General features: G+C 44.0%; 21 protein-coding genes. 17 read left to right on the top strand and 4 right to left on the bottom strand.

The window, feature by feature from the left end; all coding sequences use genetic code 11:
* The first annotated feature begins 90 nt into the window (after positions 1 to 90).
* The 14 genes from ACE1SE_RS01925 (at position 91) to rnk (ending at position 11,605) form a co-directional block, all read left to right on the top strand.
* On the top strand, positions 91 to 1,068 hold the full coding sequence (locus tag ACE1SE_RS01925; protein ID WP_374052415.1) for a calcium/sodium antiporter: 978 nt from the start codon (positions 91 to 93) through the stop codon (positions 1,066 to 1,068).
* A 35-nt stretch (positions 1,069 to 1,103) separates the two neighbouring features.
* A complete protein-coding gene (gene kdsD, locus ACE1SE_RS01920; RefSeq protein ID WP_374052414.1) occupies positions 1,104 to 2,072 on the top strand; it encodes an arabinose-5-phosphate isomerase KdsD in 969 nt (322 codons plus the stop codon).
* Between the two features lie 68 nt (positions 2,073 to 2,140).
* Positions 2,141 to 2,704 (top strand): 3-deoxy-manno-octulosonate-8-phosphatase KdsC, encoded by a 564-nt coding sequence (gene kdsC / locus ACE1SE_RS01915; protein ID WP_374052413.1) that lies wholly within the window; start codon positions 2,141 to 2,143, stop codon positions 2,702 to 2,704.
* An 18-nt stretch (positions 2,705 to 2,722) separates the two neighbouring features.
* Complete coding sequence (lptC, locus tag ACE1SE_RS01910) at positions 2,723 to 3,325, top strand: LPS export ABC transporter periplasmic protein LptC (protein WP_374052412.1); 603 nt, start codon at positions 2,723 to 2,725, stop codon at positions 3,323 to 3,325.
* On the top strand, positions 3,306 to 3,854 hold the full coding sequence (lptA, locus tag ACE1SE_RS01905; RefSeq protein ID WP_374052411.1) for a lipopolysaccharide ABC transporter substrate-binding protein LptA: 549 nt from the start codon (positions 3,306 to 3,308) through the stop codon (positions 3,852 to 3,854). The genes lptC and lptA overlap by 20 nt, the downstream gene beginning before the upstream one ends.
* A gap of 6 nt (positions 3,855 to 3,860) precedes the next feature.
* On the top strand, positions 3,861 to 4,586 hold the full coding sequence (gene lptB / locus ACE1SE_RS01900) for an LPS export ABC transporter ATP-binding protein (protein WP_099130834.1): 726 nt from the start codon (positions 3,861 to 3,863) through the stop codon (positions 4,584 to 4,586).
* A gap of 69 nt (positions 4,587 to 4,655) precedes the next feature.
* The gene (rpoN, locus tag ACE1SE_RS01895) at positions 4,656 to 6,095 is read left to right on the top strand and encodes an RNA polymerase factor sigma-54 (RefSeq protein WP_374052410.1); all 1,440 of its coding nucleotides are present in this window, start codon (positions 4,656 to 4,658) and stop codon (positions 6,093 to 6,095) included.
* A 38-nt stretch (positions 6,096 to 6,133) separates the two neighbouring features.
* The gene (gene hpf / locus ACE1SE_RS01890; RefSeq protein WP_374053565.1) at positions 6,134 to 6,421 is read left to right on the top strand and encodes a ribosome hibernation promoting factor; all 288 of its coding nucleotides are present in this window, start codon (positions 6,134 to 6,136) and stop codon (positions 6,419 to 6,421) included.
* A gap of 180 nt (positions 6,422 to 6,601) precedes the next feature.
* Positions 6,602 to 7,069 carry a PTS IIA-like nitrogen regulatory protein PtsN gene (ptsN, locus tag ACE1SE_RS01885; protein ID WP_374052409.1) on the top strand — a complete coding sequence of 156 codons (468 nt, stop codon included), beginning with the start codon at positions 6,602 to 6,604 and terminating at the stop codon, positions 7,067 to 7,069.
* A 40-nt stretch (positions 7,070 to 7,109) separates the two neighbouring features.
* Positions 7,110 to 7,961, top strand: a complete 852-nt coding sequence (rapZ, locus tag ACE1SE_RS01880; RefSeq protein WP_374052408.1) for an RNase adapter RapZ — start codon at positions 7,110 to 7,112, stop codon at positions 7,959 to 7,961.
* A 17-nt stretch (positions 7,962 to 7,978) separates the two neighbouring features.
* On the top strand, positions 7,979 to 8,251 hold the full coding sequence (npr, locus tag ACE1SE_RS01875; protein ID WP_374052407.1) for a PTS phosphocarrier protein NPr: 273 nt from the start codon (positions 7,979 to 7,981) through the stop codon (positions 8,249 to 8,251).
* Positions 8,252 to 8,535: 284 nt separating this feature from the next.
* On the top strand, positions 8,536 to 9,378 hold the full coding sequence (locus ACE1SE_RS01870) for a hypothetical protein (RefSeq protein ID WP_374052406.1): 843 nt from the start codon (positions 8,536 to 8,538) through the stop codon (positions 9,376 to 9,378).
* Between the two features lie 377 nt (positions 9,379 to 9,755).
* A complete protein-coding gene (alr, locus tag ACE1SE_RS01865) occupies positions 9,756 to 10,988 on the top strand; it encodes an alanine racemase (RefSeq protein ID WP_374052405.1) in 1,233 nt (410 codons plus the stop codon).
* A gap of 206 nt (positions 10,989 to 11,194) precedes the next feature.
* Positions 11,195 to 11,605 carry a nucleoside diphosphate kinase regulator gene (gene rnk / locus ACE1SE_RS01860; protein ID WP_374052404.1) on the top strand — a complete coding sequence of 137 codons (411 nt, stop codon included), beginning with the start codon at positions 11,195 to 11,197 and terminating at the stop codon, positions 11,603 to 11,605.
* Positions 11,606 to 11,655: 50 nt separating this feature from the next.
* On the opposite strand, the gene pmbA is transcribed toward rnk, so the two are convergent.
* Positions 11,656 to 12,999: a metalloprotease PmbA gene (gene pmbA, locus ACE1SE_RS01855; RefSeq protein WP_374052403.1), complete on the bottom strand. Its 1,344-nt coding sequence runs from the start codon at positions 12,997 to 12,999 to the stop codon at positions 11,656 to 11,658.
* 197 nt (positions 13,000 to 13,196) lie between these two features.
* Here pmbA and yjgA point away from each other — a divergent pair, with 197 nt between their 5' ends.
* The 3 genes from yjgA to ACE1SE_RS01840 all read left to right on the top strand — a co-directional run bounded on the left by yjgA (position 13,197) and on the right by ACE1SE_RS01840 (position 15,072).
* Entirely contained in the window at positions 13,197 to 13,733 is a 537-nt protein-coding gene (gene yjgA, locus ACE1SE_RS01850; RefSeq protein ID WP_374052402.1) for a ribosome biogenesis factor YjgA, read from the top strand.
* Between the two features lie 310 nt (positions 13,734 to 14,043).
* Positions 14,044 to 14,280: a type VI secretion system baseplate subunit TssF gene (locus ACE1SE_RS01845; protein ID WP_374052401.1), complete on the top strand. Its 237-nt coding sequence runs from the start codon at positions 14,044 to 14,046 to the stop codon at positions 14,278 to 14,280.
* A 504-nt stretch (positions 14,281 to 14,784) separates the two neighbouring features.
* On the top strand, positions 14,785 to 15,072 hold the full coding sequence (locus ACE1SE_RS01840) for a hypothetical protein (protein WP_374052400.1): 288 nt from the start codon (positions 14,785 to 14,787) through the stop codon (positions 15,070 to 15,072).
* 650 nt (positions 15,073 to 15,722) lie between these two features.
* Here the strand turns inward: ACE1SE_RS01840 and tldD are convergent.
* Genes tldD through yhdP form a run of 3 tightly spaced genes read right to left on the bottom strand, consistent with a single transcriptional unit; the run spans position 15,723 to position 21,844 of the window.
* A complete protein-coding gene (gene tldD, locus ACE1SE_RS01835; protein ID WP_374052399.1) occupies positions 15,723 to 17,168 on the bottom strand; it encodes a metalloprotease TldD in 1,446 nt (481 codons plus the stop codon).
* Between the two features lie 18 nt (positions 17,169 to 17,186).
* Positions 17,187 to 18,035 carry a deaminated glutathione amidase gene (gene nit1 / locus ACE1SE_RS01830; RefSeq protein WP_374052398.1) on the bottom strand — a complete coding sequence of 283 codons (849 nt, stop codon included), beginning with the start codon at positions 18,033 to 18,035 and terminating at the stop codon, positions 17,187 to 17,189.
* On the bottom strand, positions 18,032 to 21,844 hold the full coding sequence (gene yhdP, locus ACE1SE_RS01825) for an AsmA2 domain-containing protein YhdP (protein WP_374052397.1): 3,813 nt from the start codon (positions 21,842 to 21,844) through the stop codon (positions 18,032 to 18,034). The genes nit1 and yhdP overlap by 4 nt, the downstream gene beginning before the upstream one ends.
* Positions 21,845 to 21,847 lie beyond the last annotated feature (3 nt).

Genomic DNA, 21,847 nt, shown 5'->3' with positions numbered 1-21,847 from the left:
GTATAAGTCTAGCTGAATAAACATTCCATGTTTAAAAATCAACCATTATTAGCATTATGCTCGGAATAAAACTTATTTAAGGGACACGCCATGTTTCTGACAATTGTACTGCTCATTACCGGGTTGATTTTACTGGTGTATGGTTCCGATAGATTAGTTTATGGTGCGGCCGTTTTTGCCCGCGCCATGAAAATTCCCCCTTTTATTGTCGGCCTAGTTATTATGGGAATAGGAACCTCGCTGCCAGAACTGATGGTCTCTGTCACAGCAATTTTAGACGGACAGCCAGACATGGCCATAGGCAATGCCATTGGTTCCAATATTACTAACCTGCTGCTCATTACGGGAGCGGCGGCTTTCATTCGGCCAATCAGGATAAAATCAGAAATTTTGCGACAAGAAGTGCCCCTAATGTTGGCTATCACCGCATTTGCAGGGTATTTGCTGTCCAATGGATACCTGAGCCGGCTGGATGGTATCCTGTTAGTGCTTGCAGCCCTCATCTTTATTTCACTGATGATAAAGATGACCGCTTTCTCCCCAAATAATGGGGTTGATAGCTATACCCAGGAACGAAATGCCGAATTGCCAGTCGAAGGCAACAAAGGAATTGCGCTTCTTTGGGTGGTTCTGGGGTTAATGATTCTTCCCATTGCTACCCGCATGGTGATTGATAATGCAACTGTTATTGCGCGTATTTATGGTGTTAGTGAACTGGTAATTGGCCTGACAATACTTGCCGTGGGAACCAGTTTGCCTGAGCTTGCCACCGCTATTGCGGCGGCCATCAAAGGTGAGAATGACATGGCAATGGGCAATATTGTTGGCTCGAACGTATTCAATGCCACTCTTGTCTTGGGTGTTCCCGCCATACTTTCCCCCAGTGCCTTTTCACCGCAAGCATTTTCCCGGGATTTTTGGGTCATGTTGGCAGCAAGTATACTATTTACGGTATTTTGTCTGGGAAGAAAGCATCGATTGAACCGATTGAACGGCATCTTGCTACTGAGCTGTTTTATCGCTTATTTTGTCGTACTTTTTGTTTCTAATTATTACGGTACTCAGTAATTGCCGATTGAATGGGAAAAGAGTGGGAAATAAAAATGCCTAAAATCGATTTTCAGCAAGCAGGTAAGCAAGTATTACATATTGAACTTGAAGGGCTGGTCGGCCTGGAACAATACATTAATGACGATTTCAGCCAAGCCTGTGAATTAATGTTTAGTTGTGAAGGAAAAGTCATTGTGATGGGGATGGGTAAATCCGGTCATATTGGGCGAAAAATCGCTGCGACATTTGCCAGCACCGGCACACCTTCGTTCTTTGTTCACCCTGGCGAAGCCAGCCACGGTGATCTGGGTATGGTAACAGCAAAAGACATCGTGCTGGCGATTTCCAATTCCGGTGAATCAAATGAAATTCTGGCGTTAATTCCCGTACTCAAGCGACAAAAAGTCCCGCTTATCTGCATGACAAATAATAGCAGCAGTAACATGGGCAAAGCCGCAGACATCCACTTGTGCATCAAAGTCCCACAGGAAGCCTGTCCATTGGGATTGGCCCCCACCACCAGCACCACCGCCACACTCGTCATGGGAGATGCATTAGCCCTTGCACTCTTGCAGGCCCGTGGCTTTACTGCTGAAGACTTCGCCCTTTCCCATCCTGGTGGAGCACTCGGACGCAAACTTCTGCTACTGACTAGTGACTTAATGACCACAGGTAATGACATTCCCCGTGTTCCCCGTACAGCAACTTTACGTGAAGCTTTGGTGGAAATTACCCGCAAAAAATTGGGTATGACAGTTATTTGTGATGATGACATGCAGATCAGTGGTATTTTTACCGATGGCGATTTGCGCCGCGTTTTCGATATGGGTATCGATTTAAACAACGCAAAAATTTCTGATGTCATGACTGCCAGCGGCATCCGTATCAAACCCAATGCACTGGCGGTTGATGCCCTAAACCTGATGCAATCACGCCATATTACCTCACTATTGGTCACAGAAGGTGACAAATTACTTGGTGTGCTACACATGCATGATCTTTTGCAGGCTGGTGTTGTGTAGTCCGGTCTGGTGTAAAGCAAGTAAACTGATACAAACAAGCATGATATAAATCTTAAGAGAATTTCTTAATGAGCCAAAAAGAGTACCTGGACACCTGTTATGGCCCAGTTAATAAAGTCATTATCGAAAAAGCCCGCCCAATCCGTTTGCTGATTTGTGATGTTGATGGCGTAATGTCTGATGGGCTTATCTACATGGGCAATGAAGGCGAAGAACTGAAAGCCTTTAACGTTCGTGATGGTTATGGCATCCGTTGTTTAATCACCTCCGGTATTGAGGTTGCCATCATCACTGGCCGCAAAGCAAAACTGCTGGAAAATCGGGCAAAAACACTAGGTATTACACATCTTTACCAAGGACAAAACGATAAGGTTTTGGCGTATAAGGAACTGTTGGATAAACTAGCGTTGCAGCCAGAGCAAGTCGCCTATATTGGTGATGACCTTATTGACTGGCCTGTCATGGCACAAGTTGGATTATCTGTTGCAGTTGCTGATGCCCATCCTTTACTGTTGCCAAAAGCAGATTATGTGACTCAGATTGCCGGCGGTCGCGGTGCAGTCAGGGAACTTTGTGATTTGGTGCTCTTCGCTCAGAATAAGCTCGAAGATGCCAAAGGGTTATCCATATAAATTAAAATTGAAAAAAGAATGAGCAAAATTCAATCCTGGCTGATCGCAATACTGGCACTGATCGCGCTTGCGCTGATTGGCTGGAATTTCTCGAATGTAAATGATAATACCTCATCAGCCATTGTGGATGATGGTTATCCGACTTATCAAACACAGGAAGCTATTACTTTTGTCTATGATCCGGAAGGTAAGCTGACTTACAAGCTGGTCGCTGACGATGTTAAAAATTATACGGAAACCAAGTTGACCTGGTTTACCAACCCCGTACTGACAACATTTGACCCCAATGGCACCCCTGGCACCCCTGGTGCCCCGATAGCGACATGGACAGTACGCGCCAACAAGGCCAAACTGACCCAAGATAAGATGCTCTATCTGTACGGGGATGTCCAGGTGGATAGCCTGAACGATGCGTCACAATTGCAGCGGATCACAACAGACAATGCGATCGTCAATCTGACAACCCAAGATGTCGCATCCGATGACCGAGTCACTCTTATTGGTGTCGGTCTGAAATCTGTTGGCATGAAAATGCGTGGCAATCTGCGAAACAAAACTGCTGAACTGATTGAAAAGGTGACCACTCAATATGAGATTCCACATGAACAACCTACTCCGTAATTCTGTTATTGCCAGTACACTTTTTGCTGTCAGTCTGCCCGTACTGGCCTTAAAAGATGATACAAAAAAACCCATTACCATCAATTCAGCAAGACAGTCGCTGGATTTAACGGGAAACATTGCCACATTTACGGATAGTGTTATCGTAAAACAAGGCTCGATCGACATTCATGCAGATAAGGTCGTTGTTACCCGCCCGGAAGGAAATTCTGACAAGACAGTTATTGAAGCATTCGGTAATCCTGCCACTTTTTACCAATTGCAAGATGATGGTAAGCCCATCAAAGGTCATGCATCAAAGATGCGCTATGAAATGGATAAAGAGCTGGTCACCCTGACAGGGGACGCCTATCTTGAACAACTGGACAGCAATATCAAAGGCGATAAAATCACTTATCTGGTACCGACACAACAGATGGAAGCCTTTAGCGATAAAGGTAAACATGTCACCACCGTCCTGTTACCTGCCCAGCTACAAGAAAAAGGCCCTGGTGTTAACGGCGCTGACGCTCAGAAAAAGGGTAAATAACGACTGATGGCAATATTAAACGCAGAAAATCTGGCGAAAGCCTATAAAGGCCGTAAGGTCGTTGAGAACGTCAGCCTAAACGTGAAGTCAGGGGAGATTGTTGGTTTACTTGGTCCCAATGGGGCAGGTAAAACCACCACTTTCTATATGGTAGTCGGCATTGTTCCACGTGATGCGGGCTCTATCACCATTGATGAAGAAGATATCAGCCTGCTGCCCCTGCATGAGCGGGCACGCCGTGGAATAGGTTACTTGCCTCAGGAAGCGTCCATCTTCCGCCGTTTGAGTGTATTCGACAATTTGATGGCGGTATTGGAGATCCGCAAAGACCTGACTCAAGAACAGAGAAAAGCGCGTGCAGAAGAGTTGATGGAAGAATTTCACATCGCTCACCTGCGTGATAACCTTGGGCAATCACTTTCCGGTGGTGAACGCCGTCGTGTGGAGATTGCCCGTGCACTGGCAGCCAATCCCAAATTCATTCTGTTAGATGAACCTTTTGCCGGCGTTGACCCCATTTCCGTACTGGATATTAAAAAGATCATTCAACACCTACGGGATTACGGGTTGGGTGTACTGATTACTGACCACAATGTCCGTGAAACGCTGGATGTCTGTGAACGTGCCTACATCGTCAGCCAAGGTCATTTGATTGCCCACGGTACTCCGAATGACATCCTGAATAACGAGCAGGTCAAACGCGTCTATTTGGGTGAAGGTTTCCGCCTTTAACTCTTATCCTTCTATCAGGTGCGATTCAAGGAACTATCCAAGCTAGGTTAAGGAGAAAGTGGTAACGCTATGAAGCAAAGTTTGCAACTCAGGTTCAGTCAACAATTGACGATGACGCCACAACTCCAGCAAGCCATCCGTTTGTTGCAACTATCTACGCTTGAGCTTCAGCAGGAGATTCAGCAAGCTTTGGAAACCAACCCGCTGCTTGAGCAGGATGACCTGCATCAGGAAGTGGAAAATCAGGCGCTTTCTGATGCCGACACTGAAGTCATGGATACCCGTGAAGCACTTGAACAGAGGGATATGCCGGAAGAGCTACCACTGGATGCCAGTTGGGATGAAATTTACACCGCTGGCACGCCTTCAGGAACTCACAGTGACTATAGCACTGACGATTTCCCCATATATCAGGGAGAAACCACTCAAACCCTGCAAGATCATCTCATGTGGCAGGCAGGATTAACGCCATTTACCGAAACGGACGCTGCCATTGCCACTTCAATCATTGATGCCATTGATGACACCGGATATCTGACCATTTCTATCGAAGATATCCTTGCCTGTGTTGGTGATGATGAACTGACGTTGGCAGAAGTCGAAACCGTTCTCAAGCGTATACAACATTTTGATCCGATCGGCGTTGCGGCCCGTGACTTACGCGAATGCTTGCTTATCCAGCTTGCAATGCTGCCGCCAAAGACACCTTATCTGAGTGATGCCAGACTTATTGTCAGCAACTATCTGGAACTACTGGGTAACCGAGACTTCCGTAATTTATTACGTCAGAGCAAATTAAAAGAGAGTACCCTGAAGGGGGCAATTGATATCATCCAATCACTGGAACCAAAACCTGGTCTGGTAGTCAATACTGGTGAATCCGAGTATGTTATTCCAGATGTATTGGTACAGAGAGAAAATGGAAGCTGGCAAGTCAGGCTAAATACCGATAGCATCCCCCGTCTGCGCATCAACCAACACTACGCAGCACTGGGACAACAGGCCAACAATGAGAGTGACAGCCTGTTTATACGCAATAACTTGCAAGAGGCTAAATGGCTGCTCAAGAGCCTCGAAAGCCGTAATGAAACATTACTAAAAGTCGCTCGCTGTATTGTTGAACGGCAACAAGATTTTTTTGAACATGGTGAGGAACACATGAAACCACTGGTATTGGCTGATATTGCCTATCAGATTGACATGCATGAATCCACCATTTCCCGCGTGACGACCCAGAAATACCTGTACAGTCCACGAGGGATCTTTGAGCTTAAATATTTTTTCTCCAGTCACGTCAACACCGACAATGGTGGAGAAGCCTCTTCTACCGCGATACGTGCTCTGGTGAAAAAACTGGTCGCGGCAGAAAACCCGGTCAAGCCACTGAGTGACAGTAAATTAACCAGCATACTCGCTGAGCAAGGTATTCAAGTGGCTCGCCGGACTGTCGCAAAATATAGAGAGTCGTTATCCATCCCGCCTTCAAACCAACGTAAAAAACTGGTTTGAACAACACAGAGAAGGAAAACACTATGCAACTCAAAACCATGCAACTCAATGTTACAGGCCACAATATTGAAATTACCGATGCACTTCGCAACGTTGTAAACACCAAATGCGGCAAATTGAAGCAATATTTCGATAAAATTAACCTCATTCAGGTCATCCTTCGAGTAGAAAAGGTGCAACAGATCGCCGAAGCTACGGTGTATGTTAATGGAGGTGAGTTGCATGCAAGCTCAGAACATGAAGACATGTATGCGGCAATTGATGTACTGGTAGATAAGCTAGCGCGTCAATTGACCAAACACAAAAGTAAATTGAGACAACATTAATCGCTTTTAGGCAACGGGGCTGTCATAAAATTATCACTGTTCTATCTGTAACACCGTCTATAACGCCCTGTAGTGCTATGTACTTAGTGCGATCTGTAGATCGGTTTTAGAGCGGCAGTGCATTAATACCGGATGCCTCATCAGGCATCTGGTATAACAAGGCCCTAAGTGAATAAAGAAATGAACAACGAAACAGATTTACCACTAAGCTCAGTGCTTTCACCCGCATGTACACGCAACAACGTACCTTGTTCGAGTAAAAAGCGCGCCTTAGAGATTATCAGTGAGCTGGCATCAAAACAGCTTGAAGTGCCGGAAAATACCGTATTCGAAGCTATTCTTTCGCGCGAAAAAGTAGGCACAACAGGAATTGGCAACGGGATTGCGATCCCTCACGGCAAATTGGATAAAGAGTGTTCGGATAATGCCGTTGGGGTATTTTTGCACCTGGAACAACCCATTACCTTTGACGCCATCGATAATCAGCCTGTTGACTTGCTGTTTGCTTTATTGGTGCCATCAGACCAGTGTCAAACCCATTTACACTCACTATCATTGATTGCCAAGCGCCTTGCAGATAAAAATCTCTGTCGTCGCCTGCGCTCAGCGCAGAGTAATGAAGAACTGTATAAAATTATTACTGAATAAATAGCGATTATAATTATAAACATTTAGGGGGAGTCACCTCATGGTGCTGATGATAGTCAGTGGTCGTTCAGGTTCTGGGAAATCCGTTGCTTTGCGTGCACTGGAAGATATGGGCTTCTATTGCGTGGATAACCTGCCCGTTGTGTTGCTGCCAGAATTGGCAAACACACTGGTCGAACGTGATATTTCGGCTGCGATTAGCATTGATGTCCGAAATATGCCGGAGTCACCAGAAATTTTTGAAGAAGCGCTAACGCAGTTGCCTGAGCGTTTTTCACCACAGTTACTGTTTCTTGATGCGGATCGTAATACGCTGATCCGCCGCTACAGTGACACCCGCCGTCTGCATCCACTCTCCAGCAAGAACCTGTCACTGGAAAGTGCCATTGACCAAGAAAGCGATTTACTTGAACCCCTACGCTCACGCGCTGACTTGATCATTGATACATCTGAAATGTCCGTCCATGAACTGGCGGAAATGCTCCGGACACGCCTGTTAGGCAAACGGGAGCGAGAATTGACTATGGTGTTTGAATCCTTTGGCTTCAAGCATGGTATTCCTATCGACGCAGACTATGTTTTCGATGTGCGTTTCCTGCCAAACCCTCACTGGGACCCTAAACTGCGACCAATGACGGGTTTGGATCGCCCTGTGGCTGCATTTTTGGATCGCCATACAGAGGTTCATAATTTTATTTATCAGACGCGTAGCTACCTTGAGCTTTGGCTACCCATGCTGGAAACCAATAATCGCAGCTATCTGACGGTCGCTATTGGTTGTACAGGCGGTAAACACCGTTCAGTCTATGTGGCAGAACAATTGGCTGATTATTTTCGTTCCCGTGGCAAGAATGTGCAATCACGCCACCGCACACTGGAAAAACGTAAATAATATGAATAACACAAGTCATGACAGTCAAACAAAGACTTGAAATTAAAAATCGGCTCGGAATGCATGCCCGGCCTGCGATGAAACTGCATGATCTGGTACAACAGTTTCAATCAGAAGTGATTCTGCGTAACAGCAGTCAATTACAGGCCGAGGCTCGCAGCGTCATTGCCATGCTGATGCTGAACTCTGAACAAGGCAGCCATATTGACGTTGAAGTCAATGGGCCGGATGAACAACAAGCGCTGGCAGCCATTATCGAACTCTTCAACGCAGGATTTGACGAAGAGTAATACGCTCCTTCTAAAGATACTGTCTCGAATGGCCTCTTATTGGGGACAAGAACTCCCCACCTACCCAAAAATCTAACGGTGCGACAGACGGATTTAACTTGAATCCTAATTTATTTCTTGCTATACAGCGGATAATAATTATTTCTATTATTACAAAGCAACGTCTTATTCAACATTTGAAGTCAAGTATTTATGACAGCACACAATCGATGTCAGAGCTTGGCTTACATAAATGAATATTAATTTCACTCATCACGTAAAATATGGAAAAATAAGTTAACAAAATGAAAGAAAAAGAAAAAATGACACACTATCATTTCGATAATGACTTGATAGAGTTAATAGATTTTAATCTCGATTGTGCTGAAAGAGAATGGAAACAAGTTCGACATAAATTAAATGAATATAAAAATGAGACTAATATATCGATGGATTGGATTAGTGATAATTTCAATCAACATGTAAATGACAATAATAATAAAGGTATCACTGATAAATTAAATTCCCCATTCAATTCCGAATATAATCATAAAGATAACTTTAAACCGGTGTCGGAAAAAGAAATGATACAAACATTCATACCTGGCTATCCGGTTTTAGAGAATAATAAACCTGAAGTTGGTGAATTTGTTGTATTTATGATGGATATGAGGAACTTCAGCTCTAGTTTTAAACAACATCCGACTTCTTCTATTATAGAATGTGGCTTACAGAGGGTTTTCTATGAAACATCCGCATTAATTCCAGCAATCGTTTATACCGCCGCACAAAAAGGTGGGAAAGCGACGGAGTTACTTGGTGATGGAGCATTAATTCTTTTTCACATTGAACCTAACAACCGAGTAGATGTAATAAATAAAGCTTATATGGCTGGAAAACAATGTATTAATAATACACTTAATCACGTTAATGCTATTTTATGGAATAGATATAAATTCCCACCTTTAAAAATTGGTATAGGCCTTTCTTATGGGACAGCCATTATTAAAGTCATAAATGTAAACGGATACCATCCTAAAGTGATAGGCCAATGTGTTTGGGAAGCAACAAAATTAAGTCGTGGAGAAAATACGATAGGCTTGTCAGAAGAAATTCAAAAAATACTAAATTTGCATAAATCATGTTGATTTTCTAACAAAATATTCTGCCAAAAAGCAGGATGTTTACCGATCCTGCTCAGATAATGCTCATATGAATATTACAACGTTATCAGGCCATTGATCCTATTTTCAAGGTAAACGCAAAATCAGTTAATAAAACTAACCAAAGATAAAAAATCATTAATATAATCTGCTTATTAAATACCCAAAAAGAATAAAGATAAGACATTGCAATTATTAATTTAGATAATTAATCTAACTATTTATAAATAGTATGGAATAGATAATAAATGTTAGCTTTCAATAAGTTAACCATGTGAAATTAAATTAAAAAAAACTTATTATTAAAACGCAATTACACGCAGAACATTATGCATACAGCCCCAAAACTGGAGATTTACTTCATGCGTTTTAATAAAACCACACTGGCAATTCTTCTTGGTTTGAGTCTCTTTCAAGGTGTTGCTCAGGCAGCACCTGTGCTCTCTTTAGATAACACTCATGCAGAAAGCATTGCCGCAACCAATAATGCTTGGGTTGAAATCAATACCACGACTTTCGAAAATAATATTCATACTCTGCAAAAAAAACTGAATAAAGGCACCAAAATGTGTGCAGTTTTGAAAGGCGATGCTTACGGTCATGGTATCGATCTGCTGATGCCATCCATCATCAAAACTGGCGTGCCTTGTGTAGGGATCACCAGTAATGAAGAAGCCCGCATCGTGCGTGAAAGCGGCTTTAACGGACAATTGATGCGTGTCCGTACGGCTGACATTACTGAAATCGAAAGCACACTGGGCTATGACATGGAAGAGATGATCGGCGATCTGGGTCACGCCCAGGCTATTGATGCTCTGGCCCAAAAACACGGTAAAGCCATTCGTGTTCATCTGATGCTGAACACAGGTCTTATGAGCCGTAACGGGTTGGAGATGAAAACTGAGCAGGGCAAGCAAGAAGCTTTGAAAATCGCTCAGTTATCTAACCTGAAACTGGTTGGTATGATGAGTCATCATGCATTCACTAATATGGATGCCATCCGTGACAGCATTAAGAACTTCAAAGAACAAACTTCCTGGTTGATCAAAACGGCTAATCTGAACAGAGACGAGATCACTCTGCACGCATCAAGCTCTTTTGCCTCACTTAGCATTCCTGAAGCCCAATTCGACATGGCTCGCGTTGGCAGTGCGCTGTATGGCATCCTGACCACCAGCCATCCAGAATTCAAGCCCTTAATTCAAATGAAAACCCGTGTTGCTTCGGTTAAAACATATCCTAAAGGTAATGGTGTCGGTTACGACAACACCTACATTTTGCAACGTGATTCCAAGCTCGCTAACTTGCCAGTGGGTTTCTCTGATGGCTTTAGCTCTGCCCTGTCAAACAAAGCTTATGTCCTGATCAACGGTCACCGTGCACCTGTTGTCGGTAGCGTTTCCATGAACACCGTGATGGTCGATGTGACTGACTTACCAGAAGTGAAAAGTGGCGATGAAGTGGTTATTTTCGGTAAACAAGGTAACGACGAAATCACCCAGTCTGATATTCAAAAATGGGGCGGAATGCATGTTGTTGAGCTTTCCTCCATTTGGGGAGAAACCAACCCACGTATCGTAACCACCGGCTTATAATCTGCGGTTCAAAATGATGGCAGACTGTTCTTTTTTTCATTACGAATAAGCCTTGTTTCATTAACAATGCAAAACAGTTCGTGATCATGATCTCTTTATTTTCGTAGCAGAACAGCCTAATATCATTTTAATTACTTTGAAAATAACACCCCCCTCCTTGCGATGTGGGGGTGTTATTTTGTATTGAGCTTAATTTGGAGTGTGGTATGAAAAAACCTAAAATCATTATCAATGAATTAGATGCTGAACGTTTAGATTCTCTGTTGGAACAACCTGCTTTTGCTAATACCAGTATCTCCGATGCCCTGAATGAAGAGCTGGATAGAGCAGAAATAGTGGCTCCGGTAGATATCCCAGCCGATGTTGTCACCATGAACAGTGAAATTCGATTTATTGATAAGGGCAGTAATGAAGAGCGTGTTCGTACACTGGTCTACCCTGCCTCCCTGCAAGACAGCACCAAACATCTGTCCGTCATGGCGCCTTTAGGTGTTGCTCTTCTGGGATTGCGGGTGAATGATGAAATAACATGGAAGTTGCCAAACGGTGAAACAACCCGAATAAAAGTATTAGAAATACTTTACCAGCCAGAAGCCGCAGGCGAATATCACCGCTAATTTCCAGCCAGCTCAGTGACACCGAACTGGCTGCTGTTAATTGAGTATCCCTATTGACCGGCGATACTCATTTCCGGCAACAACACCGAACCACACTGAATATTGCTACGTGTTTCGATATCATTACCAATTGTCACCATATTTGCCCACATCTCTTTCAAATTGCCTGCAATGGTGATCTCACTGACAGGATATTGGATCTCGCCATTCTCAACCCAAAAACCAGATGCACCGCGAGAATAATCGCCTGTCACCGCACTAACGCCTTGTCCCATCAACTCAGTGACGATCAGGCCAGTACCCATTTCACGCAACAGACCTGCAAAGTCCAGCCCTTGGCCTGCAATACGCCAGTTATGAATTCCACCTGCATGGCCTGTATTCACCATTCCCAACTTACGGGCAGAATAGGAAGTCAACAACCAGGTCTGCAAAACACCCTCTTTAACAATATCACGTGATATTGTACGCACGCCTTCACTGTCAAATGGCGTTGACGCTAACCCACGCAATAAATGCGGCTGTTCTTCAATCGTCAGCCATGAAGGTAAGATCGGCTTGCCCAGGCTATCCAACAAGAAAGAAGATTTACGATAAATGCTGCTACCGCTGATCGCGCCAACCAAATGACCGAACAACCCCGTCGCCACCTCCGCAGCAAAGAGAACTGGCGCTTTCATGGTTGGTAACTTACGTGCCCCCAGACGAGAAAGCGTTCGGCGAGCACACTCCTGCCCCACCCACTCAGGCGATTTCAACTCGTCAAAATGACGACTCACGGTATAAGCATAATCGCGTTCCATATTGCCATCTTGCTCGGCAATCACACAACTTGACATAGAATGACGGCTGGAGCAGTAGCTTTGCAGCATCCCATGACTATTACCAAATACCCGAATACCATAATGGCTGTTGAAACTTCCCCCTTCAGTATTGGTAATACGCTCATCTGCCTGCAGTGACGCTTGTTCAGCGCGGGCTGCCAACTCAATGGCTTTATCTGCATCCAAATCAGCGGGATGGAAAAGATCCAACTCAGGCGCTTCAAATGCTAATAACGCTTTATCGGCTGGGCCGGCATAAGGATCAGGCGAAGTATAACGCGCAATATCAATGGCGGCCTGCACAGTACGAGCAATCGCTTCTGGGCTGAGATCTGTTGAGGAAGCGCTACCTTTGCGCTGTTGGTGATAAACAGTGATCCCCAATGCACCATCGCTATTAAACTCAACATTTTCAACTTCACTAAAACGGGTACTGACGCTAATCCCTGTCGTTTTATTGACCGCGACTTCCGCAGCATCACAACCGGATTTAGCCAACTCCAGCGCATGGGCAACCGCATCTTCCAGCAGCTTACGCTGCTCCGCGATTTGTTGATTAGTGACTATCATTAATTAACATAATCCAATGAATTAAAGAGAGAATTCGTCAGAAAAAATGCCTGCTTCCGGTTCATGACACGAATGTCGAGTGGTAATCAGGCAATTTTCCCAGTTACAATACACAATATTAGGATGTTAACACCCACCGGACGATAGGTCATGCTCCAAAACGTACCTTATCCGGCCTTTTTAGAAGGAAAACAATTATGGCAAAGCAGCCTGAAGATTGGCTCGACAATTATCCTGCTGAAGAGGAAGAAGAAGAGATAATCTGGGTCAGTAAAAGTGAAATCAAGCGGGATGCCGAAATCCTGAAAAAGTTGGGAACGGAACTGGTTGAACTGAGTAAAAGCCAACTGGAGCGAATTCCACTGGATGAAGATTTGCGGGCAGCTATTGAGTTGGCACAGAAAATCAAACGTGAAGGACGTCGTCGTCAATTACAGTTAATTGGTAAATTGTTGCGTGCCCGCGATCCTGAGCCAATCACCACTGCGTTGGATAAACTGAAAAACCGTCACAACCAGCAAGTCGTTGTTTTACATAAGCTGGAAGAACTGCGTGACAAATTGCTTGAAAATGATGATGCCTTTGAAGAAGTCATCGCACTGTATCCACATACTGATCGCCAGCAACTTCGCTCATTGGTTCGTAATGCGAAAAAGGAGAAGGCAGCTAACAAGCCACCTAAGTCCTATCGTCAAATATTCCAATATTTGAAAGAGCTATCGGAATCCGTTTAACCCATCTTCACCGCCATTTCATCAAGAATTGGCGGTCATTTTCTGCTTTTTTCAGTCTCAAATGGGAAAGATCGGAATAGAAATTCAATACAGCACAACGCTGGAATGTTGCCCCTATTTTTATCTGAATATCTTCTCAAAAACGGCCGACATCCCCATATCCCGCCAAAATCAGACGAAAACCGAATCTAATTAGTTAATTAATTTTATCGATACGCGCGTACAATAAACCACCTTTACAGGCTGGATGCTGCTCATTTTAATTCAGCACGAAACCGCTCCCTGATGGATAAAACGTAAGTGAAATTCAATGAAAAACAACAAGGAATCGCTGTACCTGCAAAAACGCGCTTATCTGCGGGAACTGTCGCAGAGGGTGGCAAAAGGCTCGCCGCATTTGGCTGATTTTCTGATTTCATCCCATGATCCCGATATTGAACGTGTTTTTGATGCCTTTGCGCTGTTGATCGCCAATATACGAATAAACTGGAGGATGGTTTTCCCGAAATCTGTGGTGAAGGTAACAGTGAAATTCCGTTTACACTGAGTGAACACCTGCTGACAGTCTGGCTGCGATCCCCTTACGGCCTGAAATTGTTAAGCAGCTTACTTTTAATGACTTATGGGAAAATCACGGTGAGATGGCGAAACAACTGGATCAGGCTGTGGACAATCTGGAACTACGAATAGAGCAGTGGTTGCAGTAAAAAATTGAAACTGGTCAATACGTTGAAAATTCAGATTTTAATTCCTGCATCTTCAAGTTAGATTGGTATAGATGGTGAAAGATTCGAGTTTATTCGTAGTGCCATATACAATAATAAAATTAATTCTCTCGCATGGGGACTTTGGCATGATCCTGATGCCAAAGAACATAAAGGAACAACGAAGGACAAAAATGAAGCATTAAGAGGTTATAAAAGAGCACGGGAGTTAACCATAAAAAATCCTTTCAACCCAAATAAAAAAGAAACGAAAATATATGGAATTAAATACCCTGACGTTCTTAATTATATAAATAAAAGAATTATTGATTTGGAAGGAAATTGAAATGATTAAAAAAATTATTTCTTTATCTCTGGTTATGTTATGTTCTGGTTCTTTTGCTTCTGAAGGGCTTGATAATGAATGGACTACTAATGTAAGATGTTTTACTTTTCATGGAAAAAAACCAATAAATATAAAATTTGTTAACTTTATTTCAAAAACACATGGGTATGATGATACTCTTGGGTATGTTAAATACGAAAAATCCGATAAATCCATACCTATCATTCTTAATGATGATGAATTTACAATATTAGTTGAAAATGGTATATCTGTATATATTATGGAATGAAATGAAATGATCAATGGAGAGTCAGTCTGATCTTATCTTGTTGAATTAAAAGATGAAAAATATACTGGATTTACATATAAAAACAAACAAAATAAATATATTAGTTTTGAGGAAAATAAGAAAGCTTATAGCGAAGAAAAACAAGACTGCTTCTGGAAATAATTCACTAATTTATAATTAATAACTTAATCCGCCAACAAAATTGGCGGATGTTAATACACAAAAAAGTTAGGATACTGATAGACATTTAAAATGGTTGAAAATCAATTTAATTCTTATACTAAAGGCAGGGAAAACTGCTTTTGGGAATAATTTAAAGAGAGCTATGACTAACAATAAAATCAACCCCAAAAGACCCTGTTTCTTATTTTGTACAATCGCCATTTTATCTTAAATATAACCGTTTAGGCGGTCACCTAATTCAATCATAAATCGAATCATCACAGGATGCTAATCCTGAATCAGCATCACCCACTTTTTAGGGACTGATCTTGCCATATGATTAATAACCAAAAAGCCGCCTGCATCATCGCAAGCGGCTTAAGAGATCTCAGCAACAGAGAAAATTCAATCTATCACATTAAACCGCAATTTCCCTTCCAGTTCTTCTTCGGCTTCTTCTAACAATAATATTATTACCCAAGAAATTATCAGGCTGTTCCACCTACGGTCAGGTTATCCAGTTTCAAGGTTGGTTGCCCAACACCCACTGGTACACTTTGGCCTTCCTTACCGCAGACACCTACACCTTTGTCGAGAGCCAAATCATTTCCAACCATTGAAATTTGCTGCATGGCTTCAATACCCGAACCAATCAAGGTCGCACCTTTTACTGGCTTGGTGATTTTGCCGTTTTCAATCAAATAGGCTTCCGAAGTTGAAAAAACAAATTTACCCGATGTGATATCCACCTGACCGCCACCGAAATTGGGTGCATACAGCCCACGGTCTACACTGGCGATGATTTCTTCTGGCGTGGAATTCCCTGCCAGCATATAGGTATTGGTCATCCGTGGCATCGGCAAATGTGCATAGGACTCACGACGACCGTTACCCGTCGGAGCCACGCCCATCAAGCGAGCGTTGAGTTTATCCTGCATGTAGCCTTTCAAAATGCCATTTTCGATCAGTACATTGTATTGCCCCGGAACGCCTTCATCATCAATCGCCAGTGAACCACGGCGCCCTTCAAGTGTACCGTCATCTACTACAGTACAAAGCTCTGAGGCCACTTTTTGCCCAATCTGACCAGAGAAAACAGAAGTTCCACGGCGGTTAAAATCCCCTTCCAAACCGTGCCCCACCGCTTCATGCAGCAAAACTCCCGGCCATCCAGCACCCAATACGACAGGCATAGTACCCGCAGGCGCTGCAACCGCTGACAAGTTGACCAGTGCCATGCGAACCGCTTCACGAGCAAACTGCTCTGCCAGAATCTGACCATCTTCGGTACGCAGGAAATATTCGTAACCATAACGCGCCCCACCGCCACTACCGCCACGCTCACGCTTGCCATCTTCTTCCACCAATACACTGACAGAAAGGCGTACCAATGGGCGAATATCTGCTGCCAATGTACCATCTGTCGCCGCCACCAGCACTTGCTCATAAACACCGGTCAGGCTGGCACTTACTTCCTGTACACGGGGGTCTTCTGCACGGGCAATGTGATCAACACGATGCAACAACGCAATTTTTTCTTCCCGACTCATGCTCTGCAAAGGATCAACCGCCGGATAAAGTGCCTTATGCGTCACCGCACCTAACGTATGCGAGATGCCATTACCCAATTCTTGCACAATGCTACGCGCAGCCTGAGCACTTTGCTGTAACGCATTCAAGGTGATCTGATCTGCGTAAGCAAAACCTGTTTTTTCTCCACTGACTGCGCGGACTCCCACACCTTGATCGATATTATAGGAGCCATCTTTGATGATGCGGTCTTCCAATACCCATGTTTCATGATAACTGGCTTGGAAATAGAGATCGGCATAGTCCAGATGGCGCTCCGACAATTGACCCAGTACCGAAAATAAGTCTTGATGATTCAAATTATTAGCAGCCAGTAAATGTTCACTGACATAAGTTAAACTCATATTGATTACTCTTTTATCTTAATCTGTATTCTTTTTTATCAAAGAAGTCAGTTGTGGACGGAAGCGGTTGTGTTTCACCACTTTTATTTGCTCACGCATGTGAGTCAAACTATCCCGACGGATATTAAGCTGTAATGCACTGACGGTCAGAGGATTTTTCTTGATAATTTCTCCCCAGCCACCTACCGCCATTGTGTGTCCCCATGTCCTGCGAGTGCCATGTACACCAACCTGTGCCGGTGCCAAAATAATACATTGATTCTCGATAGCACGAGCTCTCAGCAAGGGTTCCCAATGGGCCTTACCTGTCAAGCGGGTGAAAGCAGCCGGAACGGAAATAAGCTCTGCTCCCTGTTCACGCAATGCCTGAAAAAGTCCGGGAAAACGCAAATCATAACAGATAGTCATCCCCAGGCGACCAACGGGTGTATCAACAACGGTAATATGTTCCCCACGCTGGTAAATCGTGGATTCATTATAGGCACCGTGTTCATCGTTGATATTGACATCAAACATGTGGATTTTGTCGTAACGTGCCCGAATTTCACCTTGATCATCAAACAGCAAACTACTGCTGGTGATACGAGTGGGATCTTCCCGACTGATAAGCGGCATAGAACCGATCAACAGCCAAACCCCGTAACGTTGTGCTATTTCGCTCACGGCCTGTTGTAATGGCCCACTTCCCTGCATTTCTGCATGTGCGCGGTAGGTATCAGCATCAGCGAATAACAGGGCATTTTCTGGTGTCAGAACCAGTTTTACTGTCTTTGGTAATTGCTTAATCTGCTGTTCAATTTGCGCTAAATTGTGTTTGACATTCGTTCCACTGCATAATTGTAAAAGAGCAACATTGACGTTTTTCATGGCCCTTTATTCTCCTTAAGCTGACGTAAAACTTCATCAATTTTAGGCTGTTCGAAGCTGCCCGTTAACCGATAGCGAATCACCGATATCTTGCTCCATAGAGGCCGCAAAGCTTTTGTCGCGGCAAAAATTGCCGCACCTGCCACCGGATTGACGGCAAAGGCCGTTGCAACTCCCACCGTTGTCGAAATTTCTGGTGTAATGACCAGTGCCATATTGATCTGGCGATGAACTAAATCTGTTCGTCCTGTAGCATTAATATCTGCGGCCAACCCATCGATAAGAAAGTTATCGGTATACACGACCCCATTTTTTACCGTTGCGTCACCACGAATGGAATCAAAGTTGAAATCATTACTGAATGTATCACTAAAATCCAATTGTAATTTACGCAACAAGGCATCAAAGCTGATAAGCCTGAATAATTGCCCAGCTCTGCCACCGCCCAATTTGGCGATAGCCCCTTTTTTCATGTCTCCAGTCAGCGTACCGTTTAGCGTTTTGAGATCTGGCTGCCACGGGACATTTTGCCATTTCAAATTGAAACCGAATTTGAAAGGCGCATCCACAATCGGAACAATAAAGCCCAAATAAGCGGCCAGATCATCGAATTTTTCTCCTGATAGCTGTCCCTTGATATGACTATAACTTCCGGTATGGTTTTCATACCAACGCCCGGATAATGTCAGATTTCCCGCATTATTCTCCATTCGCCCATTGGTCAAAATCAGAGAATCACCTTCTGGCCTGATCGATCCAGATACTTTGCCGAGTTTTAATCCAGCAACCCAGCACTCTGCACATTTAACATCCAATGCAGGCCAATTATTCAAAGCATAATGGGGTACTGGAGCCTTAGCTGACATTAACCTTTTGTCATCAACCGACGAATCTGCCGCAAACAGAGGATCGTAATAAAGATAATTGATTGATGCCTGCATCGGCTTATGCTTTGCAATCACAAGGTTGCCATTAATTTCTTTCCCCTGTGCACTCACGGTTACTTCACCGTTTTGTTGCATAACATTGAATGTGAGTTGATTCCAACGCTGTCCGGCAAGATCCAGTGCAGGCAATGAAATTGCAAATAGGCCTGGCCACAGTGAACCATTATCTTTCGAGGGCTTCCAATGCAGAAGTTCAAGCAATGCCAATAACTTCTCACCATCAATGGCAGGCAAATTTAAGGCCAACAAGGATTTTTTCGGCAGAGCCGGAATACCCATATTATCGGTCTGAAAAATACCCCGCTGCAATTTGGCATGAGCTTCTTCCAGCCTCCACTGGGTATTGAATGCATATCGCTTGCCCATTAATCCTTTGATCCGGAGCTGGTTCATATCACCTTCTGCATGGAGATTAACCTTATGCCATTCCCTCAGAGATTCTGTGTCCAATATGGGTAATTTACTGTTCAAATGTGACAAATCTGCACTAACTGCAACACGGTATTTCACGTCACTCTTTGTTTCACCAGAAGGTAGCGTTACATTGACGTTCCCCTGCCAATTCAGCGTTCCAGATAGCTTGTTGCGAATCTCCGTCGGAAGTTCCGGTAATGACTTCGCCGCCCAATGTGAATCCAGTTTCACATCGACCTGATAATGTTTTGCCAAGTCTTGGGTAGAAAATTTCAGGGATAAGGGATTTCCTAGCCAATTAGCCGATAATGTCTCACTTTTTAAGTTACCATTGTCAAAGCGAAATTTACCATTGAGATGCGCCATTTCGCTATTCAATGGCTTAATGAACAGATGGGTATCTTTCAGCTCTACTTCTCCGCTGGCCGCAACTTTCCCATGTTGCAAGGGAATATCCATATGGAGTTTTCCATCCACCCTGCCACTAAGCTGTAAGTTCTCTAGTGCGCTACCAATCGTGCCTGCCATTGGGCTATGGTTAAAATAATCATGGATACTCTTCCCATCGCCAGCGAGTGCAGCATCAATAAACAGCTTATGCTTACCGTAATCCGGGATCACTGCCGAGACGTGAGTCGCCTCTACTTTTCCCAAATGCGCTTTCGGTGCCAGCATCCACAATCCGTTATTCTGGAAATTCAGATCGATATTCAAATCAAACAAAGCCGGCCAATCGGGTTGATATTGAAAGGTGGCATGGCGTAACGGTACAAATACCTGAAATTGACCATTGTTCTGTTTAAACGGGAAATCATGAGGATCGCCATGAAAAATCAGGGTCGCATTATCGACCTTTCCCTTAATCAAGGAAGCGGTCAAATAGTCGGTCAGTGATTCCCCCATCAGTGGCTTGGGAAAATAGCGCCAAGCTTCACTCAGGTCATTAGCTCTAATTCCCGCTAACATGGTCAAAACAGGTGGTTTGTTGTGAGGTTTTAAGTAATGGAAATTCCCATTGAGCCACAGCGACTTGGCCTGCAAATCCAGCTCCTGGCTCCAGACTTTCATGCCATTTTGATCATTTTCCCAAGATACCTGCCCTTCGCTGCTGCTAATCTCAAGCGGAGCCTGAAACATATTGCCATAATCAATGGTGCTGTTTTTCAGTGCAAGATTGAGTTTTCCCCGCTGCTTATTTCCCTCTAACCTGCCACTGAAATGGTTGATTGAAGGCAGTTCCTTCCAGCGTAACCAGCTTACATCCCGCCATTTCAGGCGAATTCCCATATCATCGGGAAGCGCTGGTGTGATATCGAGAGCAAAATTGTCAATCCCCCCTTTTGGCTGTCGATGCTGCCAATCCTTAACGGTATCCGGTGTCACAAAAGAGAGTATCGGCAATATCCCGTTTAAATATTCAAGCTGAATATTTTCAGCACGAATACGCCAGTGATCATTACCCTGATATTGCTGTGACTGCTTAACATACAGCGTCGCAAGCTTCCCTTCAGGCCACTGTTGTCCGTCAGTTTTCAGGCTTGCCAGATTTGGCACTTCAAATAACCACCCTTCACCCTGGCGACGCATCTGCACAAGGAAGTCACGCACTTCAAGCTGATGTTTCTCATTTTCGACATGCCAATTGGCTCCACCGTGCCTAAGCTGCAAACGTCCACTATCTATCCGCCCATTCTGCAAGGTAATCCAACTGGCTAAACTGAAATGGGCATTATCCAACCCTGTGTTATCCCTTAACCAACGGCTTAACCACAGGCGCATGTCGATGTCATCGGCTTGCCAATAAACGGTGCCATTATCCAGAATCCCATCGCTATCTTTCAGGTCAAGCTTCACCTGAACAACACCTTCTTGCCCATTGATCGAAGAGAGGCTTACGCTGCCTTGTGCCCGATGGCGGTTATCTTGATTCAGCCAGGTTAGCTGCGGTAATAGCAAATCGGCTTTTTCACCCGATGGCGTCAAAAAGGTCAATCGGCTATCATGCAAATCAAAATGATTGAATTGTTCAAGAAACAGGGTAGAGAGGCTATCCGGCTGAGAAAACCTGTTTTCGCTCTCTGCTCCAAACAGAGCTTTATCGTAATTTACCTGAAGCTGGTAAAAGGACAAATTACGAAAATGCCAGCGTCGTTGTAAAAGTGAACGCCAAACATCTAAAGAAAGTATGACCTTTTTGGCATGAATATCGACATCTGCGGCTTTCGCGCTGATATCACGGATTTCCAGACTAGGGCCAAAAGGTTCCCAATGGCCTTTTATGTAGCCAATATCGACAGGAATGTCTGTTACGTCAGCAATTTTTGCCACTAATTGCTGACGATATTCATTGATGTGTGGCAGGAAGAAACGCAACCCGCTGACAAGCAAAGCCACAATGATAATGACTATTGCGGCTGTCGCTAATAGTATCCCCGGCAGTCGCTTCACGCA

This window comes from Xenorhabdus taiwanensis (genome assembly GCF_036512875.1).
Taxonomy (GTDB): Bacteria; Pseudomonadota; Gammaproteobacteria; order Enterobacterales; family Enterobacteriaceae; genus Xenorhabdus; species Xenorhabdus taiwanensis.
This window is presented reverse-complemented; position numbering and strand designations above follow the sequence as displayed.

Coding starts and splice junctions, on each gene's coding strand:
- rpoN (WP_374052410.1), top strand. CDS start 4,656: ATGAAGCAAAGTTTGCAACTCAGGTTCAGTCAACAATTGACGATGACG.
- pmbA (WP_374052403.1), bottom strand. CDS start 12,999: ATGATAGTCACTAATCAACAAATCGCGGAGCAGCGTAAGCTGCTGGAA.
- alr (WP_374052405.1), top strand. CDS start 9,756: ATGCGTTTTAATAAAACCACACTGGCAATTCTTCTTGGTTTGAGTCTC.
- lptC (WP_374052412.1), top strand. CDS start 2,723: ATGAGCAAAATTCAATCCTGGCTGATCGCAATACTGGCACTGATCGCG.
- lptB (WP_099130834.1), top strand. CDS start 3,861: ATGGCAATATTAAACGCAGAAAATCTGGCGAAAGCCTATAAAGGCCGT.
- ACE1SE_RS01925 (WP_374052415.1), top strand. CDS start 91: ATGTTTCTGACAATTGTACTGCTCATTACCGGGTTGATTTTACTGGTG.
- rapZ (WP_374052408.1), top strand. CDS start 7,110: ATGGTGCTGATGATAGTCAGTGGTCGTTCAGGTTCTGGGAAATCCGTT.
- kdsC (WP_374052413.1), top strand. CDS start 2,141: ATGAGCCAAAAAGAGTACCTGGACACCTGTTATGGCCCAGTTAATAAA.
- ACE1SE_RS01840 (WP_374052400.1), top strand. CDS start 14,785: ATGATTAAAAAAATTATTTCTTTATCTCTGGTTATGTTATGTTCTGGT.
- npr (WP_374052407.1), top strand. CDS start 7,979: ATGACAGTCAAACAAAGACTTGAAATTAAAAATCGGCTCGGAATGCAT.
- tldD (WP_374052399.1), bottom strand. CDS start 17,168: ATGAGTTTAACTTATGTCAGTGAACATTTACTGGCTGCTAATAATTTG.
- nit1 (WP_374052398.1), bottom strand. CDS start 18,035: ATGAAAAACGTCAATGTTGCTCTTTTACAATTATGCAGTGGAACGAAT.
- ptsN (WP_374052409.1), top strand. CDS start 6,602: ATGAACAACGAAACAGATTTACCACTAAGCTCAGTGCTTTCACCCGCA.
- ACE1SE_RS01845 (WP_374052401.1), top strand. CDS start 14,044: ATGAAAAACAACAAGGAATCGCTGTACCTGCAAAAACGCGCTTATCTG.
- lptA (WP_374052411.1), top strand. CDS start 3,306: ATGAACAACCTACTCCGTAATTCTGTTATTGCCAGTACACTTTTTGCT.
- hpf (WP_374053565.1), top strand. CDS start 6,134: ATGCAACTCAATGTTACAGGCCACAATATTGAAATTACCGATGCACTT.
- yjgA (WP_374052402.1), top strand. CDS start 13,197: ATGGCAAAGCAGCCTGAAGATTGGCTCGACAATTATCCTGCTGAAGAG.
- rnk (WP_374052404.1), top strand. CDS start 11,195: ATGAAAAAACCTAAAATCATTATCAATGAATTAGATGCTGAACGTTTA.
- ACE1SE_RS01870 (WP_374052406.1), top strand. CDS start 8,536: ATGAAAGAAAAAGAAAAAATGACACACTATCATTTCGATAATGACTTG.
- kdsD (WP_374052414.1), top strand. CDS start 1,104: ATGCCTAAAATCGATTTTCAGCAAGCAGGTAAGCAAGTATTACATATT.